Origin of the sequence: Coleofasciculus sp. C1-SOL-03, from assembly GCF_040220555.1 — a bacterium.
Lineage (GTDB): Bacteria > Cyanobacteriota > Cyanobacteriia > Cyanobacteriales > Coleofasciculaceae > Coleofasciculus.
This window is the reverse complement of sequence record NZ_JAVJUO010000195.1, coordinates 14308-35752: the sequence shown is the minus strand read 5'-3', so window position 1 is coordinate 35752 and position 21445 is coordinate 14308. Positions and strand designations below refer to the sequence as shown.

At 45.4% G+C, this 21445-nt stretch carries 18 protein-coding genes and 1 pseudogene; 14 read left to right on the top strand and 5 right to left on the bottom strand.

The features are described from left to right. Positions 1-144 precede the first annotated feature (144 nt). The 3 genes from RIE73_RS30090 to RIE73_RS30080 all read left to right on the top strand — a co-directional run bounded on the left by RIE73_RS30090 (position 145) and on the right by RIE73_RS30080 (position 1971). On the top strand, positions 145-507 hold the full coding sequence (locus tag RIE73_RS30090) for a response regulator (RefSeq protein ID WP_446404667.1): 363 nt from the start codon (positions 145-147) through the stop codon (positions 505-507). 226 nt (positions 508-733) lie between these two features. Further along, entirely contained in the window at positions 734-1081 is a 348-nt protein-coding gene (panD, locus tag RIE73_RS30085) for an aspartate 1-decarboxylase (RefSeq protein ID WP_006099727.1), read from the top strand. A 32-nt stretch (positions 1082-1113) separates the two neighbouring features. Beyond that, on the top strand, positions 1114-1971 hold the full coding sequence (locus RIE73_RS30080) for a class I SAM-dependent methyltransferase (RefSeq protein WP_446404666.1): 858 nt from the start codon (positions 1114-1116) through the stop codon (positions 1969-1971). Positions 1972-2167: 196 nt separating this feature from the next. On the opposite strand, the gene RIE73_RS30075 is transcribed toward RIE73_RS30080, so the two are convergent. The 3 genes and pseudogenes from RIE73_RS30075 to uvrB form a co-directional block, all read right to left on the bottom strand. Continuing rightward, the gene (locus tag RIE73_RS30075) at positions 2168-2623 is read right to left on the bottom strand and encodes a pentapeptide repeat-containing protein (RefSeq protein WP_446404665.1); all 456 of its coding nucleotides are present in this window, start codon (positions 2621-2623) and stop codon (positions 2168-2170) included. A 299-nt stretch (positions 2624-2922) separates the two neighbouring features. After that, positions 2923-3532: pseudogene (locus RIE73_RS30070) on the bottom strand (transposase). Between the two features lie 11 nt (positions 3533-3543). After that, positions 3544-5541 (bottom strand): excinuclease ABC subunit UvrB, encoded by a 1998-nt coding sequence (gene uvrB / locus RIE73_RS30065; RefSeq protein WP_446404664.1) that lies wholly within the window; start codon positions 5539-5541, stop codon positions 3544-3546. 100 nt (positions 5542-5641) lie between these two features. Between uvrB and RIE73_RS30060 the strand changes: the two genes are divergently transcribed. From RIE73_RS30060 to RIE73_RS30040, 5 genes are all read left to right on the top strand, one after another. Next, entirely contained in the window at positions 5642-6742 is a 1101-nt protein-coding gene (locus RIE73_RS30060; protein ID WP_446404663.1) for a LolA family protein, read from the top strand. Between the two features lie 77 nt (positions 6743-6819). After that, positions 6820-7422 (top strand): superoxide dismutase family protein, encoded by a 603-nt coding sequence (locus tag RIE73_RS30055; protein ID WP_446404662.1) that lies wholly within the window; start codon positions 6820-6822, stop codon positions 7420-7422. 408 nt (positions 7423-7830) lie between these two features. Beyond that, positions 7831-11187 carry an endonuclease/exonuclease/phosphatase family protein gene (locus tag RIE73_RS30050; RefSeq protein WP_446404661.1) on the top strand — a complete coding sequence of 1119 codons (3357 nt, stop codon included), beginning with the start codon at positions 7831-7833 and terminating at the stop codon, positions 11185-11187. A gap of 334 nt (positions 11188-11521) precedes the next feature. Continuing rightward, on the top strand, positions 11522-11770 hold the full coding sequence (locus RIE73_RS30045; RefSeq protein WP_446404660.1) for a DUF433 domain-containing protein: 249 nt from the start codon (positions 11522-11524) through the stop codon (positions 11768-11770). 65 nt (positions 11771-11835) lie between these two features. After that, complete coding sequence (locus RIE73_RS30040; RefSeq protein ID WP_446404659.1) at positions 11836-12150, top strand: hypothetical protein; 315 nt, start codon at positions 11836-11838, stop codon at positions 12148-12150. Positions 12151-12212: 62 nt separating this feature from the next. On the opposite strand, the gene RIE73_RS30035 is transcribed toward RIE73_RS30040, so the two are convergent. Together RIE73_RS30035 and RIE73_RS30030 are read right to left on the bottom strand one after the other, a co-directional pair. Then, positions 12213-12974: a TIGR03943 family putative permease subunit gene (locus RIE73_RS30035; protein WP_446404658.1), complete on the bottom strand. Its 762-nt coding sequence runs from the start codon at positions 12972-12974 to the stop codon at positions 12213-12215. A 142-nt stretch (positions 12975-13116) separates the two neighbouring features. After that, entirely contained in the window at positions 13117-14145 is a 1029-nt protein-coding gene (locus tag RIE73_RS30030) for a permease (protein WP_446404657.1), read from the bottom strand. A 487-nt stretch (positions 14146-14632) separates the two neighbouring features. Here RIE73_RS30030 and RIE73_RS30025 point away from each other — a divergent pair, with 487 nt between their 5' ends. The 6 genes from RIE73_RS30025 to RIE73_RS30000 all read left to right on the top strand — a co-directional run bounded on the left by RIE73_RS30025 (position 14633) and on the right by RIE73_RS30000 (position 21432). Continuing rightward, the gene (locus RIE73_RS30025; protein WP_446404656.1) at positions 14633-15772 is read left to right on the top strand and encodes a glycosyltransferase WbsX family protein; all 1140 of its coding nucleotides are present in this window, start codon (positions 14633-14635) and stop codon (positions 15770-15772) included. A 172-nt stretch (positions 15773-15944) separates the two neighbouring features. After that, positions 15945-16574 (top strand): hypothetical protein, encoded by a 630-nt coding sequence (locus RIE73_RS30020; RefSeq protein ID WP_446404655.1) that lies wholly within the window; start codon positions 15945-15947, stop codon positions 16572-16574. Between the two features lie 104 nt (positions 16575-16678). Beyond that, positions 16679-16906 carry a hypothetical protein gene (locus RIE73_RS30015; protein WP_446404654.1) on the top strand — a complete coding sequence of 76 codons (228 nt, stop codon included), beginning with the start codon at positions 16679-16681 and terminating at the stop codon, positions 16904-16906. Between the two features lie 419 nt (positions 16907-17325). Beyond that, a complete protein-coding gene (locus RIE73_RS30010; RefSeq protein WP_446404653.1) occupies positions 17326-18909 on the top strand; it encodes an NAD(P)H-hydrate dehydratase in 1584 nt (527 codons plus the stop codon). 480 nt (positions 18910-19389) lie between these two features. Further along, positions 19390-20664 carry a dihydroorotase gene (locus RIE73_RS30005; RefSeq protein ID WP_446404652.1) on the top strand — a complete coding sequence of 425 codons (1275 nt, stop codon included), beginning with the start codon at positions 19390-19392 and terminating at the stop codon, positions 20662-20664. Between the two features lie 591 nt (positions 20665-21255). Next, positions 21256-21432: a hypothetical protein gene (locus RIE73_RS30000; protein ID WP_446404651.1), complete on the top strand. Its 177-nt coding sequence runs from the start codon at positions 21256-21258 to the stop codon at positions 21430-21432. The last annotated feature ends 13 nt before the right edge of the window (positions 21433-21445 follow it).

Below are 21445 nucleotides of genomic sequence, written 5' to 3'. Positions count from 1 at the left end.
AACCATTCAGAGGCACAAGCCAAACGGCTGAGTGGAAAACTGATGCTGCGATCGCACGATCTACGTAATCCTACGTTTTAACCGTTTTAACCACGAGGCTAAGGTGACACTTTGCCCTGCTGTTTTGAATAGGAATTAGCCACCATGAGTACAGTTTTACTTGTTGAAGACAACGCTAGTCAGATGGATTTGATCGAGAACTACCTGCGCCAAGGGGGTCACACCGTTATTCGAGTGTCTAAGCCCAAAGAGGCGGTAACTCACGCAACCAACAAAAAACCCGATGTGATTATTACAGATGTTGTCATGCCAGGAATGAGTGGTTTTGAGCTGTGTCGAAAACTTAAAGGTCATCCGGCAACAGCTAGCATTCCTATTATAATTTGTTCGTCTAAAAATCAAGAAATTGACCGTCTTTGGGGTATGAAACAAGGAGCTAAAGCTTACTTAACGAAGCCTTTTTCCCCAGAACAACTCAATCGGGCGGTTAAATTGGCAATGGCATAATTGTCGTTTGGCGTAAGACTCCGATGGGTGCATCCCCTGTTCTAGGGAATAGGGAATAGGGAATAGGGAATAGGGAATAGGGAATAGGGAACAGGGAACAGGGAACGGGCAACGGGCAACAGGAATTGAAAAAAATTTAACTCACCTATGTACTTATCAGTAGGCAAACGGGTACGTCAATAAATATAAAGATATTGTAAAATTTAATTAGAGTTATTTTTTTCAAATGCTGATTACCATGTTTAAAAGCAAGTTGCATCGGGTGAAAGTAACCGATGCCTGCCTGCACTATGATGGCTCAATTACCATTGATGAGGAACTCCTAAAAGCGGCAAATATTTTGCCTTACGAAAAAGTACAGGTCGTCAATGTGAATAATGGTTCCCGCTTGGAAACCTACACCATTCCTGGGGAATGGGGAAGTCGCGTCATCTGCTTAAATGGTCCGGCGGCTCGTCTGAATGCTGTTGGAGACAACGTGATTGTAATTGCTTACGCTCAGATGACACCGGAAGAAGCACTTCTACATCATCCCCAAGTCGTCAAAGTGGATGAATCCAACAATCCATTGTAGTTTTTTAACCACACCTGGGTATTATGGGTATTATGACAGATAAAGATTCAGCATCAGTCAAAGTATGGTGCAGTGAAATCACAGCAGCCTATACCTTAGAACAACGAAAACACTGGTACAGTGATGTCGCCAATGTCTATCATCAAGCTCGACCACGCTATCCTAAAACCCTAATTCATCGCGCTGTTGAGTTAGCTCGACTTCCCGCTCAAGCTACCATTCTAGAAATAGGATGTGGTCCAGGAATTGCCACTGTAGAATTTGCTGAATTAGGCTTCTCCATGGTTTGTCTTGAGCCAAGTCTAGCCGCGTGCAAACTCGCTAAAAGCAACTGTTCAGCCTATCCCAATGTGGAAATTATCAATACAACCTTTGAAGAATGGCAGCTAGAACCTGGGCGATTCAACGCTATTCTTGCCGCAACTTCCATGCATTGGGTTTCACCCGAAATTAGGGTGCAAAAATCGGCTGATGCTTTGCAAGACAAAGGATCTATAATTATGTTGTGGAATACACCGCCGCACCCCAATGATGAAATTTGTCACCAATTCGATGAAGTTTATCAAACTCAAGCGCCATCTATTCCCAAATTTGCCAGATATGGATCGATAGAAACCTATCAAGCAAACCTAAAAGAAATTCAACAAGATTTTATCAACTCAGGTTTATTTCAGAATTTTTTGTCAGAACAGTTAGTTTGTCATACGACCCATAGCATTGATGAGTATTTGACACTTTTGAGTACAATATCACCCTACATAAAGTTAGAGTCGCTGCAACGAGCGTCCTTATTTTCAGGTTTGAGAGACGCTTTAGAGAGGATCTGTACAGTAAGGCTCAAAACATCCTATCTTTCTGCCTTGCAAATTGCCCAGGTCAATCACGAGTAATACCAAATCCGCCTTTATTACCCCCTTTTGCCACGGCGATTGAAATCGCTGCTACACAAACATAGGCGAAGCCTTCCCGAAGGGTAGGCCGCCTACGCGGACTAGGTTATAACAGGGGTAGCTAACCGGGATTTACTATAAAACTGTAATAGTTTCAGTTTTTGAGAGCAAGCTCTAACTATTCGCTTAATTTGGGTTAACTACACCCTTGCATAGAGCGACTTCCATTGGGCATAGTCGCTCCACAAAAATTTGTGAGATAAACATTCGCGGTCTTAATTTTGGCTTTGCGTAAATTGGCGTTAACTAAGTTTGTGCTAATTAACGACGCATTACTTAAATCAGCCCCTTTCAAGTTGGCACTATTGAAGTTTGTCCCATTCAAATTCGCGCCATCTAGAGACGCACCACTCAAATCCGCTTCAGCTAAATTGGCATTACTCAGATCCGCACCATCTAATATAGCCTCCTTGAGATTAGCGCCGCTTAAGTCTGCACCATTGAGATCAATCTTACTCAAGTCACAGCCAGCGCAATCTCTCGCTTTGGCTATCTTTGCCTGAACCTCAGCACTGGTTTCTTCGACAGTCACTCCAACACAAGCAGATGTACTAACAAGTAATAGTGGAATAATTAGGTTTAGGGGTTTCATGGCACTTAAGATTTTTTGGGTTCTACCACTTAAAATTTGGTCTGGGTGGGTTGAGTGGCATCTGTAGTTTATTAAATTCTACGTTAGAATAGGGCGTTATACATTTAAACGATGATAATATCGAAACATTTTGAATTGACGTAGGGGTTTGGTCTCCAAACCCTCCAAACCCCTCAATCACGAATTCCCAACCCCGATTTCCCAATCCTGATTTCCCAACCCCCGATTCCCAACCCCCGATTCCCACACCACCGTAAGGATTTAGATAAGGATTTGGAAACCAAATCCCTACAGAATAATTACCATTTTGATGGGTTGTTTGGATGTAATTGATCATTGTCCCAACGCCATGGATTGTCAATTATATATTGCCTCAAAATGTTGAGCGTTTTTTCATTACGGATAATATGCTCATAATAATTCCGTTGCCAAAATCTAGATCCGATTGAATCCCGTTTTTGATTGATTAATTTAGTTGTTTGATATTTGAAATAAGCGATGATTTTACCGAGTTGTGTTTTTTGCATAAAAAATGGATTGGGGGGTTTGGAGACCAAACCCGTACAGGGATTCGGGGGATTGGGTAAATTGGGAGGATTGGGGGGTTTGGAGACCAAACCCTTACAGGAGACCAAACCCGTACAGATGATACCGTGAAAATGATTGGGCATGATAACAGCAGCATCAATTTCTAGGTTTTCAAAATGATAGGGAAGATAGTTCCAAACCTGATCAGTGATTTCGCCATATTCATTAAGTTGTACTCTTTGATTCGTGATAGTACCAAGTAAACATTCACGGTTTTGAACACAGATGGTCACAAAATAAGCTCCCGCCTGATTATAATCATTATGATTTTAGGCGAATTGAACGTCGATGATGAATTTGAGGATTATAGTGTTTAACCATTTCCTTTTCCCTTACCGACCCACCAATTTATCCCGCAGATGCTTAATTTTATCGCGATACTGGGCAGCTTGCTCAAATTCCAGATTCTTCGCCGCCTCTTTCATCTGGGTTTCCAATTGACTAATCACTTCAGGAATCTGTTCTAAGGGTAAATCCTCGGCTTGCTCAGAAACCTTTACCAACTGTTGATGATTCAACCGCCGCGACACATCTAAAAATGCCAAAATCGCATTACTCGATTTTTTGACAATCGGTTGCGGGGTAATCCCATGCATCCGGTTATATGCCAATTGAATTCCTCGGCGTCGTTCGGTCTCATCAATGGCTTTTGCCATGCTATCGGTGAGATTATCCGCATAAAGAATGGCTTGTCCCCGAACATGACGCGCCGCCCGACCAATGGTTTGAATCAGAGAACGTTCTGCCCGAAGAAATCCTTCTTTATCGGCATCTAAAATAGCCACCAGAGACACTTCCGGTAAATCTAATCCCTCGCGCAACAAATTCACGCCAATAAGTACATCAAAATCACCCTCCCGCAATGCCTGCAAGATTTCAATTCGCTCAATTGAATTAATTTCCGAATGTAAGTAGCGCACACGAATGCCGCGTTCCTGTAGATATTCGGTTAAATCTTCCGCCATGCGCTTGGTTAAGGTTGTCACCAGTACCCGTTCTTTTTTGGATGCCCGTTCCTGAATTTCAGCCAATAAATCATCCACTTGACCTTCAGTTGGACGGACAAAAATTTCTGGGTCAACAACCCCGGTGGGACGAATCACTTGTTCCACCACTTGGTCTTGGGACTGTTCAATTTCCCAATCTCCAGGAGTCGCGGAAACAAAGATACATTGGTTGACTTTTGTCCAAAATTCGTCTGCCTTCAGGGGACGATTATCTGCTGCACTGGGTAAGCGAAAGCCATGGTCAATTAATACCCGCTTCCGGGCTTGGTCGCCGTTGTACATTCCCCGAATTTGGGGTACAGTGACGTGAGATTCATCTACGACTAATAACCAATCCTTGGGGAAATAATCAATTAGACATTCTGGGGGTTCTCCCGCCCTGCGTCCAGCAAGGTGACGGGAATAGTTTTCTACACCATTACAATATCCGACTTCGCGCAAGAGTTCTAGATCATAGCGGGTGCGTTGGTCTAATCGTTGGGCTTCGAGTAATTTGCCAGCCTGTTGTAATGTGGTGATTTGTTCTTGGAGTTCCGTTTCGATGGCGTCACAGGCTTCTTCTAATCGTTCATCGGGGGTAACAAAGTGACGGGCGGGGTAGATGTTGAGGGCGTTAAGACTTTGGATAATTCCACCAGTTACCGGGTCAACATAACGGATAGCATCAATCTCATCGCCAAAGAATTCGACGCGAATAATTCGGTCTTCGTAAGCCGGACCAATTTCTAAGACATCCCCCTTGACGCGGAATCGTCCCCGCCCCATTTCGATGTCATTGCGGGAATATTGGACGGAGGCTAAATCCCGCAGGAGTTGACGCTGGTCTAATTCTGTACCCACTCGCAGGGGAATCGCGGCTTTCAGGTATTCGGAGGGGATACCCAAGCCATAGATACAGCTAATCGAGGCTACCACAATCACATCTCGCCGTTCAAAGAGCGATCGCGTGGCGGAGTGGCGCAGCATATCGATTTCATCGTTAATCGCGGCGCTTTTCTCAATATAGGTATCACTGACAGGAATATAGGCTTCCGGTTGGTAGTAGTCGTAGTAGGAGACAAAATACTCCACCGCATTCTGGGGAAAGAACTCCCGCAACTCGTTACAGAGTTGGGCGGCTAAGGTTTTATTGTGCGCCAGTACCAGAGTGGGTTTGCCCATCTGTTCGATGACTTTGGCGACGGTGTAGGTTTTACCTGTTCCCGTGGCGCCGAGGAGAGTTTGGAAACGATTTTTCGTTTGCAGAGAGGTTGTCAGGCGGTCAATGGCTTGGGGTTGGTCGCCCGTGGCTTTAAAGGGGGCTTGCAGATCAAAGGGTATCATTTGTCAGGGAACGGAGAACAGGGAACAGGGAACAGGAAATTCATGATTCATAATGCCTGCTTTGGTTTAAGGTAATAAAGAATCATGAGTAATTATTACAATGAACCGACTACAAAAAGCAATTACAATTTTTGGCATAACTGCCACCGTGAATGTCTGGGGTATCCTTCCCTCTATCAACCAAAACGGGACATTATTTAGTATAGCGACTGCTCAGGCGGAACGAACTGTGGAAGAGGAAATGCTGGTTCGGTCTACAGCTAGGGAGGTTCAAGTCCCGCTATCAGAATCACCCCATCAACTGACCCTACTTTTCACGGGATCTGGAAAACCTCTCTCCTTGCCGGAGAGAGGCTTTGAATTCCGCCGGGAAGGGGGCTGGGGGGTTAGGTTTGATGTTGATTTTTCCAGATGGCATGAAACGTCAGATCAACTTACCCAGTCGAACCCGGCGTCGGGAATGAGTCGTCCCTTGACGGATGAACTGGATGTCAGTCTTTTAGCTAAAACGGTTGCTAATTTTATTCAAGCCGAACGCTATCAAACTGAATCCGAAATGCAATTCAGTTTTGAGGCACAGGGTTTTACAGGTCAATTTTCGGTGTTGGTTAAAACAATTGCCCAATCTCCCCAACAGTTTCGCACTGAAATTTCCACGCCGGAGTCAGGCGGATTTGCCCAACCGACGTATAGTCTGGTTTCTGATGGTCAGCAGGTATGGATTTACAACCCTGAATTAAACCAATATGCGGTTAGGGATTATGAAGATTTTGACCAGGGAAATGATAGCTTTTTGATTGGCTTTTCTTCGATGTTGTTTCTAGAGATGTCTGCCCAGTTTAGGCAAGCCTTTGCTGACGGGCTAGTTGACCCCGACAATGTTATTGAACTGCTGGAATCTTTTTTTCAAGTTGAAGATGTTCCTTTAGAAGGAGGTCGGCGAAATTTACAGGGACAAGATTACTATGCCTATAACTATAAGGATAGCCAAGCTGGATTTACGTTCACCGTTCTGGTGGAACCGAATACAGCAGCCGTGAATCAGCTCCAAATCAGTGGGAAAGCGGACGGAATGGATATCAAGATGACCGAACAAATTATTCGCCGTGTACCATCTCCTGTGATTGCGGCTGATACTTTTACCTTTTCACCGCCCGTTGGGGCAACTCAGGTTGAGTCTATGGAAATTGACATTTTTTAAGCAATAGCTGAAGATTAATAACAGCTTGAATTTGACTTATTTGATTGAATCTGTAGTCGATTGCAACTTAACCAGAAATGAACTTGATTAATAAACCCCTGAGAATTATCGCGATCACGCTTTTTTCGACGCTACTAATGTTCGTGTACGGCTGTCAGCAAACCAACACGGTGACGGAGGAACCTGTAACCGAAACCCAAGCAGAAGTCGCGGAACAACAAGCTAGCACCGCCACAGCCGTAATTAACAGCACAACCGATCCCTCAGAAGTTTTGGGAGAGGCTGAGTTTACGACAACGGCGGACGGTATGTTGATTGAAGTGACAATGACAAATGCGCCATCGGGAGAACGTGCTTTCCACATCCATGAATCGGGTAGTTGTGCGGAGCAAGGGAATGCGGCTGGCGGTCATTTTAATCCAGATGATGTCAAACATGGATTAATTACTGAAGATGGGTTTGAGAATGCTCATGCAGGAGATTTAGGCAATATTACGATTGCTGAAGACGGTACTGGCACAAAAAGTATGACGGTTGAGCGACTCACGTTTACTGAAGGGAAATATGCGATTGGGAATCGGGCGGTGATTCTTCATGAAAAGCCAGATGATTTTGGTCAACCTACGGGTAATGCTGGTGGACGAGTTGGCTGTGGAATTATTGAAGTGACTGGTTCGTAGGAGTCGGACAAAATAAAATTGGGTTAGGGGAAGCTGGGGGAGCAATGGTGTCAACTTCAGGGCGAGATCCCCGACTTCTTTAAGAAGTCGGGGATCTGAATATGATACCCCTACCTACCGCAAATATGAAGATTCGATAAAGTACCCAATTCTTAGATTTATCTTTACCTCCTCTTAAGCCCCAGTCAGATAAAATACAGTTGTCTTGACTAACCTAGATTTTTTCCTATCAGGTTAGATCTAGAATTAAAGGGGGCGAGTCAAGAGTCTTGTTCAATAAAATTATCAATATTTTTTGTCAATCCTTAATTGAATTCCTCCCAACCAGTGAGGTGATGTGAAAAACATTAACCGAGCTTAATTATTGCTTGTAATTGCCGTATTTTTCAGCAAAAAAAATAATTGATTATGGCTAACGTATTTATTAATGAAATTCACTATGACAACACCGGAACCGATGTCGGTGAAGCGATTGAACTAGCGGGTTTGGCAGGAATTGACCTGACAGACTGGAGTATCGTTTTATATAACGGTGCGAATGGATTGGTTTACACGACAACCTCTCTCACTGGCGTCATTCCTGACCAAGATAATGGCTTTGGTACGGTTACATTCAACTATCCGACGAATGGGATTCAAAATGGTAGCCCAGATGGTATAGCTTTGGTGGATAATAATGGTAGCGTTGTCCAGTTTCTTAGCTATGAAGGTAGTTTTACGGCTGTAGACGGAGTAGCAGCGGGAATGACCAGTATTGATAGTGGTGTTTCTCAGGGAAGTAGTACCCCGATTGGTGCGTCTTTACAACTGACCGGAACGGGGACAACCTATACTGATTTTTCCTGGATGGAAACAACCAGTGATACGTTTGATGGGATTAATCAAGGACAAAGCTTTGGTAATCATAGTACGCCCACCACGCCACTGATTAACGAGTTTGTCTTTAATCACACCGGATCAGATACCAACGAATATGTAGAAATTGTCGCTGACGCCAATAGCGACTATAGTAATTATTCCCTACTGCAAATTGAAGGCGATCGCGGATCAACTCTGGGTAAGATTACCACGGTTAACTCCCTAGGCACAACAGACGCCAATGGCTTGTGGACAACGGGGTTTGTTAATAGCAGGTTTCAAAATGGTACACAGACACTATTGTTAGTCGAGAACTTTACTGGGAGTTCCGGGGATGACTTGGATACCGATGATGATGGTGTTTTGGATTTAACCCCTTGGACGACGATTGCTGATAGTATTGGCGTGAGTGATGGTGACAGTGGCGATCGCACGTACTCGGCTGTTGTCTTAACTCCAGGCTATGATGGGATTTCGTTTACTCCTGGCGGCGCATCTCGTTTTGTTAATAGTACGGATGAGTCGGTAACCGATTGGGTTCGCAATGACTTTGATGGTTCCGGAATTCCCGGTTTCAGTGGAAGTCCGGTTGTGGGTGAAGCCTTGAACACGCCGGGTACAGTGAATCAACGGGTTACCGAAGAACCACCGACTATTATCCCCATTTACGATATCCAAGGTATAGGTCACATTTCGCCCTTTGAGGGTGAATCGGTAATCACCAACGGTATCGTTACAGCCATTGATCGGAATGGATTTTACCTGCAAGACGCCACCGGGGATGGTAATAATTTAACCGCTGATGGTATTTTTGTCTTCACCCAGTCTCAACCCACTGTCAGTCTTGGTGATGAGTTGCGCGTGGAAGGGACAGTTAGTGAATTTATCCCTGGTGGCGCCGATACGGGGAATCTTTCCATTACTCAAATCAGCGGTAATCCAACAATTACCACCTTGTCCACAGGGAATGCTTTACCAACAGCCGTTATCCTGGGAACAGATGGTCGCATTCCCCCGAATCAAATTATCGATAATGATAACTTTAGCATCTTTGATCCGGCTGAAGATGGCATAGACTTCTATGAAACGTTAGAAGGAATGCGAGTCACTGTTCAAGATGCGTTAGCCGTTAGTCCGATTAACCGATTTGGGGAAATTTTCACCGTCGCCGATAATGGCGTGAATGCGACAGGATTAAGTAACCGAGGGACGATTAATATTAGTCCCGATGACTTCAATCCCGAACGGATTCAGATTCAGGTTGATGATGATATCTTACCGGGGTTTTCGCCATCGGTAAAGGTCGGCGATAAACTGGGTGATGTTACGGGTGTAGTGGGTTACAGTTTCGGCAACTTTGAAGTGAAGGCGACCGAGGCGTTTACTCCGACTTCTTCAGAGTTACAACCGGAAGTCACTAACTTGATCGGGACGGAGAATCAACTCACTGTGGCTAGCTTCAATGTAGAAAATCTCGACCCCAATGATGAGGATGGGGATGAGGATATCGCCGAAGGGAAATTTGATGCGATCGCGAATCAAATTGTTAACAATCTGAACACACCAGATATCATCGCCCTCCAGGAAATTCAAGATAATACCGGATCGACGAATGATGGTACAGTTGACGCTAGCCAAACCTATCAAACCTTAATTGATACGATTATCACTGCTGGTGGTGCGGAGTATGAATTCTTTGATAGTCCCCCAGTGAATAATCAAGATGGCGGTCAACCAGGTGGTAATATTCGGGTCGGTTATCTTTATAACCCTGACCGCGTAGACCTGATTCCCAACTCCGGTGAACGCATTGGTGTGGGAGATCCGGGATTTGAGGATAGCCGGAAATCTCTGGCGGCTGAGTTCCTATTTAAGGGGGAAAAGGTTACCCTGATCAATAACCATTTTGCCTCAAAAGGTGGCAGTACGCCTCTATTTGGGCAAGTGCAACCGCCCGTGAATGGGAGTGTAGATCAACGGGAAGCCCAAGCCCAAACAGTTAACGATTATGTGGAGACTATCTTGGCGAATGACCCCGATGCTAATGTGGTGGTACTGGGGGATTTAAATGAATTTGAGTTCTTATCGCCCCTAGATATCCTCAAGGGAGAGAGTCTGACCAACTTAACTAAAACGCTACCGGAAAATGAGCGTTATTCTTTTATCTTCCGGGGAAATTCCCAGTCATTGGATCATATTTTGATCAGCGATAATTTAAGCGCCAATGCGGAATTTGATGCGGTGCATACGAATAGCGAATTTAACGACTCAGCCAGTGATCATGACCCCTTAATGTCTCGCTTGAGTTTAGGGGGTGATCCAAATGTTTTCTGGGGAACCTCTGAGTCGGAAGCATTGGTGGGGACTAACGCTAACGAAACCCTTTATGGTCGAATGGGAGATGATACGGTTGCAGGGGGTTTAGGCGATGACCTGATTTTCGGTGGTGAGGGGAGTGATGTACTGCGAGGGGATTTGAATCAGCGTTCTCCGCAAAGCGTTGGCGGCGATGATGTCATCTATGGGGGGGCTGGTGATGATCGCATTGGCGGGAAAGCCGGGAATGATACCCTGTATGGGGAAGACGGCGATGACCAAATGTGGGGCGATGCGGGTGATGATATCCTGCGCGGTGGTTTAGGAAATGATCGGTTAGTGGGGGATAACTTCTCAGGCGATCGCGGTCGTGATATCTTTGTTTTGGCAGTGGGTGAAGGAACGGATACAATTGTCGATTTTCGCATCGAGGAAGATGGGATTGGATTGGCAGAAGGTTTGATGTTTAGTCAGTTGAATATTAGCCAATCTGGTAATGATTCCTTGATTCAGGTTAATGATCAAACCTTGGCGATTTTGAATGGGGTGAATGCTGATAGTTTAACGTCAGCCGTTTTTACGGGGATTTAAACAGAACTGGATGATTGGGCGAGATCCCCGGTGTCTTCAAGACATCGGGGATTTGAATCGGCTGTGAGGAGACGCGATCGCCGCTATAATATTAGCAGTGTTGTTCCCTGTAAAAAAACTACTTGATACAATTACTTTAGTTCTAATGGACTAGAAAACGTTCCTGGAAAGAGGAAACGGTTCACCCAAACTTCAGACAGGTTTAACGCTGACGCCTGTATCTAAAGGGAGTGGTTGGACAGATATATCTATTAACCCTGATAAACCCTTAGTCGTTAAACCATAAGACAAGAAAGGTTGAGATAATTATTGTTGAGACTAAACCTCTATACAGATGGAAACTATCCTTTTAGCGCGAATCACGCTTGATCCAAATATTTGCCACGGTAAACCTTGCATACGAGGACTACGTTACCCGGTTGAATTCATCCTGGAATTGCTCAGTGCTGGTATGAGTATCGATGAGATTTTAGCCGACTACGATGATTTGGAACCGGATGATATTCTAGCCGCTTTGCAATTTGCCACGCGATTGACTCAGGTGAAAAGCATTTACCTGTCATCAAGAACCCTTGACTTGTAATCCTAATCAGGATAATGATAACTGAACCCTAATCAACCCAGAGAAAGTAGATAGGCAACTTACTAATGAAAACCACAGATATTGAACAAGCGGTCTTAAATCGCTTGCGTATACTACCCATTGAGAAGCAGCAAGAAGTCCTAGATTTTGTGGAATTTATTGGGCAAAAACTGGGAAAGCAAACACCTGATTCTAGTTCATCGGTTAAACTCCAACAAGAACACCCATCTCTGAGTGAAATCGCACAACTCCCTATTGCCGAACGCCATCAAATTCTAGCTTCCTTTATTCCCGCTACAGCCGATGATTTCTTAAATGATCCAGATTTAACAGAGTTTTCCGTTCTAGATGGGGAAGATTGGGAAAACGAATATGACTAATCCTAAAAGAGGCGAGATTTGGTTAGTGCAACTTGACCCAACTAGATGATATAATCAGGAAATTAGTAATAGTAAGGATTATCGGGTTCAGGGACTTTTTCCACCTCACTCGCGTCAATCACCAATTGCCGTTTATCTTGTAAGGTTTCCGTAATCATTTTCCCTTTTACTTGTATCCAGGTATCCGGTTTATACGCCTGACGATTTCCCGGAAGTTTCACGGGTAAACTGACTGGATAAGCATCCGCTGCACAGCAGGTAATCACAAAGCGAGTTACTAATAAATAGTTCGAGGATAGGTCTTGGGGATAAACGACAAACCCTTTAACATTAACCGCTTGACCCGCATATTCATCAGGTTCCGGATAAACACTTAAGGTGCGAATCCATTCAATCAGCGATCGCGCTTCGGGTTTGCTGAGGCTGCGGAAGGATTGAGGCTGGGTGCGGGTGGCGGTTAAGGATTCCATGACACCGCGTTGAATCGCTGTCTGGCTGGTAAAGACTTTGGGTTCGACTAATAACCCTAGAATCGCCGTGGCTAGCAGTAACCCTGTACTCCAACCCGGTGGAAACCAGCTAATATGTTCCATCATCGGCATTGTTTTGGGATTTCGGGGTGGTAATTGACCGATGACTTGAATGGCTTTTAACACCGCCAGCACTAGCAAAAGTATCCCGGTTCCTAGCACTAAGCCAAAGTAATTCGGGTGAATGAGTAACTGTAATTCGCCACTGACCCAGTATTGAATCAACAAAATACCCCAGATGCCTAGGGTGATAATATCAAGGAGGGGGAGTAAAAGACGTTGTTTTTTAATCATTGGTCATTTGTCAAATAATTCTCTCGTTCAGAATTGAGTCAGGGCGGGTTTTGAACAAACATTATTATTAATGGCGAAACGCTAGTCCCTAAACCCGCCCCTACACACCCGGTTATACTAGCGAATCGAAGGGGCGTCTCTACTAGCTTAAATGTAAGTTAACCATTAAGGTGAGCAAAAAGGTTAATTGGGCGGCGAGGGCAAATAAATAAAGAATTGTCCTAGCTTTAAAGACGGAGAACATTAAACCAATCGCCTTGATGTCGATCATTGGACCAAAGACCAAAAAGGCTAATAATGAACCACTGGTAAAGGTAGAAGCAAAGGCGAGGGCGAAGAAGGAGTCAACCGTTGAACAGATAGAAACAACGGCGGCTAATAGCATCATCGCCAGAATTGAGGTGACAGGACCCGAACCCAAACTGAGGATAATTTCACGGGGAACGGCGACTTGAATCGTAGCCGCGATCGCACTCCCAATAATTAACACTGCGCCTAACTCCCGTAACTCTTGCACGGTATTATCTAAGAACAAACGCCAGCGATCGGACCACGGTTTCCGGGCGGGGGTAGCCGCGAGTGAGGCTTGCAGAACTGTCGCATCCATCCGCACAGGAGTTCCCGGTTGACCCAGTAAAAATGTTCCCGATTGCAGCAGGGCGGGTTGGGGTTCCTTTTGCGGAGGTGGTTTCACCTGGCATTCTCTGGGAAGTACCATGGAACGGGTGACAGTCTGTTGCAACAAAGGGCGCACGTCTTTCTGAACACTGAAGACGCAACCGATAACTATAGCAATACCCAGGGAAAACAAGACTCGTAGGACGACAATTTCTGGTTGATCTCGAAACGCGACCCAGGTTGACCAAATTACAATCGGGTTAATCGTGGGGGCGGCTAGCAGAAACCCGATTGACACCGATAGGGGGGCGCCTTGTAGCAGCAACCGCCGGGACACGGGTACATTCCCACATTCACACACCGGGAAGAAAAATCCCGCACAACTTCCCACAACCGCACCGAGGAAGGGGTTCTTCGGTAAAGACGCAATCAGTCGTCCCTCATCGACGAACAACAGCAGCAAGCCGGAAAATAAGACGCCAATGAGTAAAAATGGCATGGCTTCGACCAGCAAACTCAAAAAAAGGGTAAAGGCGTTGTTTAACTGACTCATGCGTTTCGCGATCGAGGGTGTTTTTACACGTAAGCGCTATTGTATCAGATAGTTTCCAGGGAGGGAGGGAAATGGGGATCAAGGGATAATAAGTACCATTCACGGTGCAATAAATCAAATCAGGATTTACACGAATTTATGATTTAACCACTATCTTTAGGGAACTGTTGATGAATCATTGGTGTCAACTTAAGCTCAAATATCTGTAATACCTTGAGACGGAACCCTCCTCTTATAGACCCCTCCCTAACCCTCTCCTTATCCTTACTTTTCACCGGATCTGGAAAACCTCTCTCCAAACCTCTCTCCTGCTCTTGATAAGGCTTTGAATTCTCCCCCTTCCCTGCAAAAAAAAGCGAAGCATCCGTTGGCTTCCCCCTTTTGAAGGGGGATGGGAGGGGGATCAAAAAAGGGGAGAACTAGAGGGGTGGGAAGGGGGCTGAGGGGTTAATATTAAGCCAATGATATCTATTAGGACATTTCCAGAATGACAACCAACCCCTTAGACTCAGCAAAAGCTCGTCTAATTGCGTTTTATCTGCCACAGTTTCATCCCATCCCTGAAAATGATCAAGCCTGGGGAAAAGGGTTTACCGAATGGACAAATGTTGCCAAAGCCAAGCCATTATTCCCCGGACACAACCAACCTAAAATTCCGGCTGATTTAGGCTTTTACGACTTACGTTTACCCGAAGCCCGACAAGCGCAAGCGGATCTGGCAAGGGCGTATGGAATTGAAGGGTTTTGTTATTGGCATTATTGGTTTGCGGGTAAGCGGGTTTTAGAACGACCGTTTAATGAAGTATTAAAATCAGGTGAGCCGAATTTTCCGTTTTGTTTAGCTTGGGCAAATCAAACTTGGACGGGGATTTGGCATGGTTGTCCGGATCGGGTTTTAATTGAGCAAACGTATCCTGGTTTGGCAGATTATACGACTCATTTTTATACCCTCTTGGATGCGTTTACTGATTCCCGTTATATCACGGTTGAGGGTAAACCTCTATTTTTGGTTTATAATCCGGAGGAGTTGCCAGACCCGAAACAATTTACGGACTGTTGGAGAGATTTAGCGATTAAATCGGGGTTAAAGGGACTTTATTTAATTGGAGTTGCCCGACATGAATACTGGTTTCCTGAATCTAATGGGTTTGATGCGTCTATTATTATTAATCCCGATTATGTTTTTACGCAGGATTCAGCCCGGATTTTCCCAGGGAAGCGGAGTTTAACTAAAGTTAAGCAAAGGTTTAGCACGTTTTCATCGCGGAGGTTCTACCAAAAATACAAACAGTTTTCGGATTATCCGCTACTTTACTCTTATGAAAAAGCGATTAAGTGTGCTTTTAAAGGCAGTCACCCGTATTTTGTCACTTATCCCTGTATCTTTCCGAATTGGGATAACACACCGAGAACAGGTATCTATGGGTTGGTGTTTCTGAAATCAACGCCGAATTTATTTAGAGTTCATCTGCAAGAGGCGATTGAAACGGTATCGGAACGGGAATCTGAAAAACGGCTAATTTTTATCCGTTCGTGGAATGAATGGGCGGAAGGGAATTATTTGGAACCTGATCTGAAATTTGGCAAGGCATTTTTAGAGGTTATTCGCGATGAAATTTATAGTTGAAAATTAAAATTATAATTGGCGATTTAAATCGCTGCTACACAAACATAGGCGAAGCCTTCCCGAAGGGTAGTCCGCCTGCGCGGACTGGATTAGAAAGGGGATAGTAAACCGATGATTTGCTATGATTGTTGTGTTCACTATATTGTATTAGGGAAAATAACCTTTAGAAAAAATGTCATACAGTGATTTTACCTTAGAAGACCTAGAGAACAACTTTAATCTGATTATTCAAGAACGAGTTGAACTCTTTGACGCAGTAGAACCTGTTCTGCCTAGTCCTCTATTGAGTGAAACCTTAGAGGAAAATATTCCTCTGGCATTAGAGATTAATACGGAAAAAGCGCGTTCTGAGATGATTGTTACTCCTATCCTCATCGAAGTTCGCCGAAAATGCAACCGCCAAATTAGCCTATTCTCGGGAGCTGACTTTAACATTGATAAAGACAGAGGACTGAACGGTCGATGTGATTTTATTCTCAGTCATTCGCCCAAACAGTTGGAAGTGACAGCACCAGTTGTCACACTGGTGGAAGCTAAGAATGATAATATTAAATCAGGAATTCCTCACTGTATTGCCGAGATGGTCGCAGCTCAGATTTTTAACGAACACAAAAATAATGAAATTGGTTGTATTTATGGAGTTATTACAACCGGAAGTATTTGGAAATTTATTAAATTAGTCAAAATGACAGTTTCTATTGAGCGCGGGGAACATTATCTGAATAATTTGGACTTGATTTTGGGGATTTTCTCACAAATTATCCAGACAACTCGTCCTCTATCTCTGCCCTTAGAACTCTAAGGTGTGCGATCGCTTGACTTGTGTAGCTATTTTGTATCATTATGTATGAACGATAGGTAGGGTCAGGGCGGGTTTATTCACGTCTAGGTCTCTTGCAGCAGATAATGGTAAAACCCGCCCCTACAAACTTAACTCCTGCTGTGTCTATCACTGTTATCGATTCAGTGCAAATTGAACAGGCTGATGCGTTGACCCGCTATTGGGCTTGGCAAGCGCCAACTGTTATTATTTCAGATGGTGCTTATGGATTAGGACTTTTCCCAGGTGATCCGCCAAAACCAGCAAATTTAGCTGAGCGGATTAATTCGTTTCTGTTCCCGGAATTCCTTTGATGGTAATGTAATGGTACTGGTGTGGCACACCAAGTTTGATAGATTAACCTTACGCCGGAAAACTGTAGGGGCGCACGGCGTGCGCCCGATTTAATGGTTAAATAGATTTCACTATTTTAGCTGTGTTATGCCAGTAAGCGTAGCATTTTTTTGGGGTAAACTAACGCCATCGTTAGCTTGAACTGAACTAAATATTTGTCGTAGCGAGGCAAACGTTGATGGCGCTAAAGCGCAACTACGAACGTCTAAACAATTGCTGGTCACACCCAATCCCGCTTACGCAAAAGTTCAACCGACTTGAGAGTTTTGTGCTGTCCCTGACAGGCTTCAGGGCAAAAAGGGGGTTACTTCAGTTTGGCACGTTGCTCATCTTTCAGGGGACTGATGCAAATCTACGTCTGATAGCGCAATAATCAAAGATGGCGAAATGGGGAATAACTGCTGTGCAACCGACAAAGCGATGCGAACAAATTGAACAAATCGTAGTTACTGCTGAGCAGATGCGCGAGATTGAAGGGCGTATCTTTGAGGCGGGAATGCCTGTCGCGGCGTTGATGGAAAAGGTGGCGGGGTTGATTACGAGGCGGATTCAAACCCTTTATCCTTATCCGCAAACGCGGCGTGTGGGTGTGTTAGTGGGTCCGGGACATAATGGTGGTGATGCTTTGGTGGTGGCGCGGGAGTTACAGTGTCAGGGTTATGAGGTGCTGATTTATCGTCCGATTAATAAGCTTAAGGAATTAACCTCCCAACATGCTGAGTATGCGGAAAGTTTGGGGATTCCTGTTTATGAGCAGATTCAGCCGTTGCTGGATTGTGATTTAATTATTGATGGATTGTTTGGCTTTGGGCAAACGCGATCGCTCGAAGGAAATCTGGCGGATATGGTTAAGCAGTTGAATCAACTCTCCCAACCTATCCTCAGTATCGATTTACCTTCTGGAATTCATACGGATACCGGGGAAGTCTTGGGTACGGCAATTCGGGCAAGTCGCACGTTCTGTTTGGGGTTATGGAAGCAGGCATTTTTACAAGACCAAGGATTGGATTATCTGGGTGAGGCGGAGTTAGTTGATTTCGGTATCCCCTTGGCGGATATTTGGGCAGTTTTGGGTCAATCACCGGGACTTATGCGGGTGACATCCTCTATGGTGCGGGATTGTCTACCGCTAAAACGTCCAGCCGCTACTTATAAGTATAAGGAAGGGCATCTACTGCTGATTTGTGGCTCAACCCAATATTCTGGCGGTGCCATTTTAACCGCACTGGGGGCGCGGGCGTCTGGGGTGGGAATGCTGTCTGTGGCGGTTCCCGAATCCCTGAAACCGTTATTAGTCAGTCATGTCCCAGAATCGCTGGTGATTGGGTGTCCGGAAACCCCCAGTGGCGCGATCGCACAACTTCCTGATTCTGTAAACTTAAGTAAATTTAGTGCGATCGCCTGTGGTCCGGGTTTGACGCTGGATGGGAAGTCTTTGGTTCAAGGATTAATGGGGGTGGAATGTCCCCTGATTTTAGACGCCGATGGCTTAAATAGTTTGGCGGAACTAAAAACGATTCCTACGTTAATCCGGCGTCAGGGGGCGACGGTGTTAACGCCTCATGTGGGTGAATTTAAGCGGTTATTTCCCGATTCGGCGGAGTTGCTTCCCGATCGCGTGAGTGCGGTACAAAAGGCGTCTCAGTTGAGTCGATCCGTGATTTTATTAAAAGGTGCCAGAAGTGCGATCGCTCATTCCCAGGGATCGGTTTGGCTGGTGCCAGAAAGTACACCCGCCCTAGCCCGTGGTGGGAGTGGAGACGTGCTTACAGGGCTGATTGGCGGTTTAGTCGCACAGCCAGCTACAGCCAAATTTCCCTTAGACGCCACTGTTGCGGCGGCGGCTTGGTGGCACGCCCAAGCTGGGATTTTAGCCGCACAGGAACGCACCGAGTTGGGCGTGGATGCTTTTACCTTGTCAGAGTATCTCATCCCCGTATTTCAAGGGGGTGTAGAGACGTAGCATGCTACGTCTCTACACTATCCTGTTCCCTGTTCCCTGTTCCCTGTTCCCTGTTCCCTGTTCCCTGTATAGCAGATATAAGAGATTCAAATAGAAAGACTGTGGCAGGATAACACTCCAGATTGTGTGAACTTTTAATAAAGTCTATAGCCGCTAGACGAAATTCTCTACTCCAGAAGTGTTTACAGCATTAGCTTTCCGGAAGGTTCACCCATTTATCGGTCTTCCCTTGCCATAGCTGTGGGTCTAAAACCAAGGTAAGCCATTGTTGATCCTGAGTATTTGTCACTCGATCATTAGGTTGGTCTTGAACACTTGCCTTGACAAATAGTCTCCGCACGGCTAATATTCTGGACTTTGTTGAACAACCAACAATCATCAAATCCGGGGATTTCTGATTTGTCAAGTATTTGGCTGTCTGGCAACCGAACGATGAATGACTGAACCCTCCGTCCTTAAATCCCTAATTGTGTGTTTCCCATGACTAATGAACTACTGCAACAGGTTCGGATTTTAGATCCGGTGTCCGGAACCGACCAACTCGCTGATGTGCTAATTACAGACGGCATCATCAAGGCTGTTGCACCGAAAATTACGGAGTGGTCAAGCGATACTGTGGTGCGGGATTGCCAAGGTCTAATTTTAGGGACTGGCTTAGTTGATCTTTACAGTCATTCGGGGGAACCCGGATATGAGGAACGAGAAACATGGACATCACTTCTCACGGCGGCGGCGGCGGGAGGCTTTACCCGATTAGCGATTTTGCCGGATACCGTACCACCGTTAGATAATCCTTCTGGACTTGCCCGTGTGCGCCAGCAGGAACGTTCCCATCCCAGCCAATCTTCTCCTCACCTATATTACTGGGGTGCGATAACCCAGGGCGTAGAAGGACAACAGATGACGGAACTGGCTGAATTAGCCGCCGCAGGCGTCGTGGGTTTTGCCGATGGGCATCCTTTATCGAATCTGGCTTTACTGCGGCGAGTGTTAGAATACCTGCACCCGTTGCCAATCCCGGTGGCGTTGTGGGCGTGTGACCCGAAGTTAAAGGGAAATGGCGTGATCCGGGAAGGGGCGAACTCTATCCGGTTTGGTATCCCTGGAAATCCTGCGATGTCAGAATCAGCCGCCTTATCTGCCATCTTAGAAGTAGTCAGTGCGATCGCGACTCCGGTGCATTTAATGCGGATCTCAACTCGTCGCGGTGTGGAACTGATTCAAGAGGCGAAAGCACGCGGGATTCCGGTGACGGCGAGTACCTCTTGGATGCATTTGCTGCTGGATACTCAAGATGTAAGCAATTATAATCCCAATTTACGCCTAGATCCCCCATTAGGCAATCCCGATGACCGCATCGCCCTCATCGAAGGCATTCGAGATGGCGTGATTGATGCCATTGCCATTGACCATACCCCCTACACCTACGAAGAGAAAACCGTTGCTTTTGCCGAAGCGCCACCGGGAGTCATTGGTTTAGAGTTAGCGTTACCCTTACTTTGGCAACATTTAGTGGAAACGGATGTATGTTCTGCGCTGCAACTCTGGCAAACACTTAGCACAAATCCCGCGTTTTGTCTAGGTCAATCCCCCGCCAAGATTGCCAATGAACAACCCGCCGAACTGGTATTATTTGACCCGCATCAGAGTTGGACAGTGGCACAAGATACCCTGAAATCCCTCTCCAGGAATACACCGTGGTTTGGGCAAAAAATTAGGGGGCGCACGGTTCAAACTTGGTCAGGATTGACGTAGTTTTATCCGTAAATTCCCATCTGTAGGCAACCCTTCATTTAATCTGATAATCTGACGCCCGGAAACCGTAGGGGCGCACCGACGTGCGCCCGATTCAGATATCAAATCTACTCCACAATTTTAGCTGTATCAATCCACTACAGGTTCAGGTTGAACGGGGTCTATAGGACGGCACATTTTTCCATGATATAAACTTACCTAAAGTTATCGGAAAAGTCAAGCCCTAATTTTATTGTTTTGGGGAATCTATTTTATGTGTTACCTGTCTTGTAGGGGCGAGTCGCTGCACTATCGTTAAGGAGAAATCCATTAATTTTCTCGACTCGCCCCATGCACCATTTATCAAAGTTTTTCCGATACAGCCAGAAAAAGGGAGCATTTAGTCATTGATTTATCGACCTAGGTTTAGGTTGTTGCTTTTTATTGTGGCATTATTTTTTTCGGGAAAATTCAGTTTTATTGAGCAATTGAAAAGAAGATGTAATTCTGGCTGATTCAGGGTTTAAATTCAGGGTTGAGGCATTTTTCTCTCTTTTTGTGCTGAAGAGTTAACCAATTTGGAAATTTACCTCAATTATCCTGAATTCCATCATGAATTTAACTCAACCCGAAACCGTAGGGGCGCACCGACGTGCGCCCTTTACCAACGTGCGCCCTTTGCCGACGTGCGCCCTTTGTCGGCGTACACCCTTTGCCAACGTGCTTAAAGAAGGCAGAACAATGGTGCGTTACGCTTCGCTAACGCACCCTACTAAAATTTTGGCATAGATTTTATCGTTAA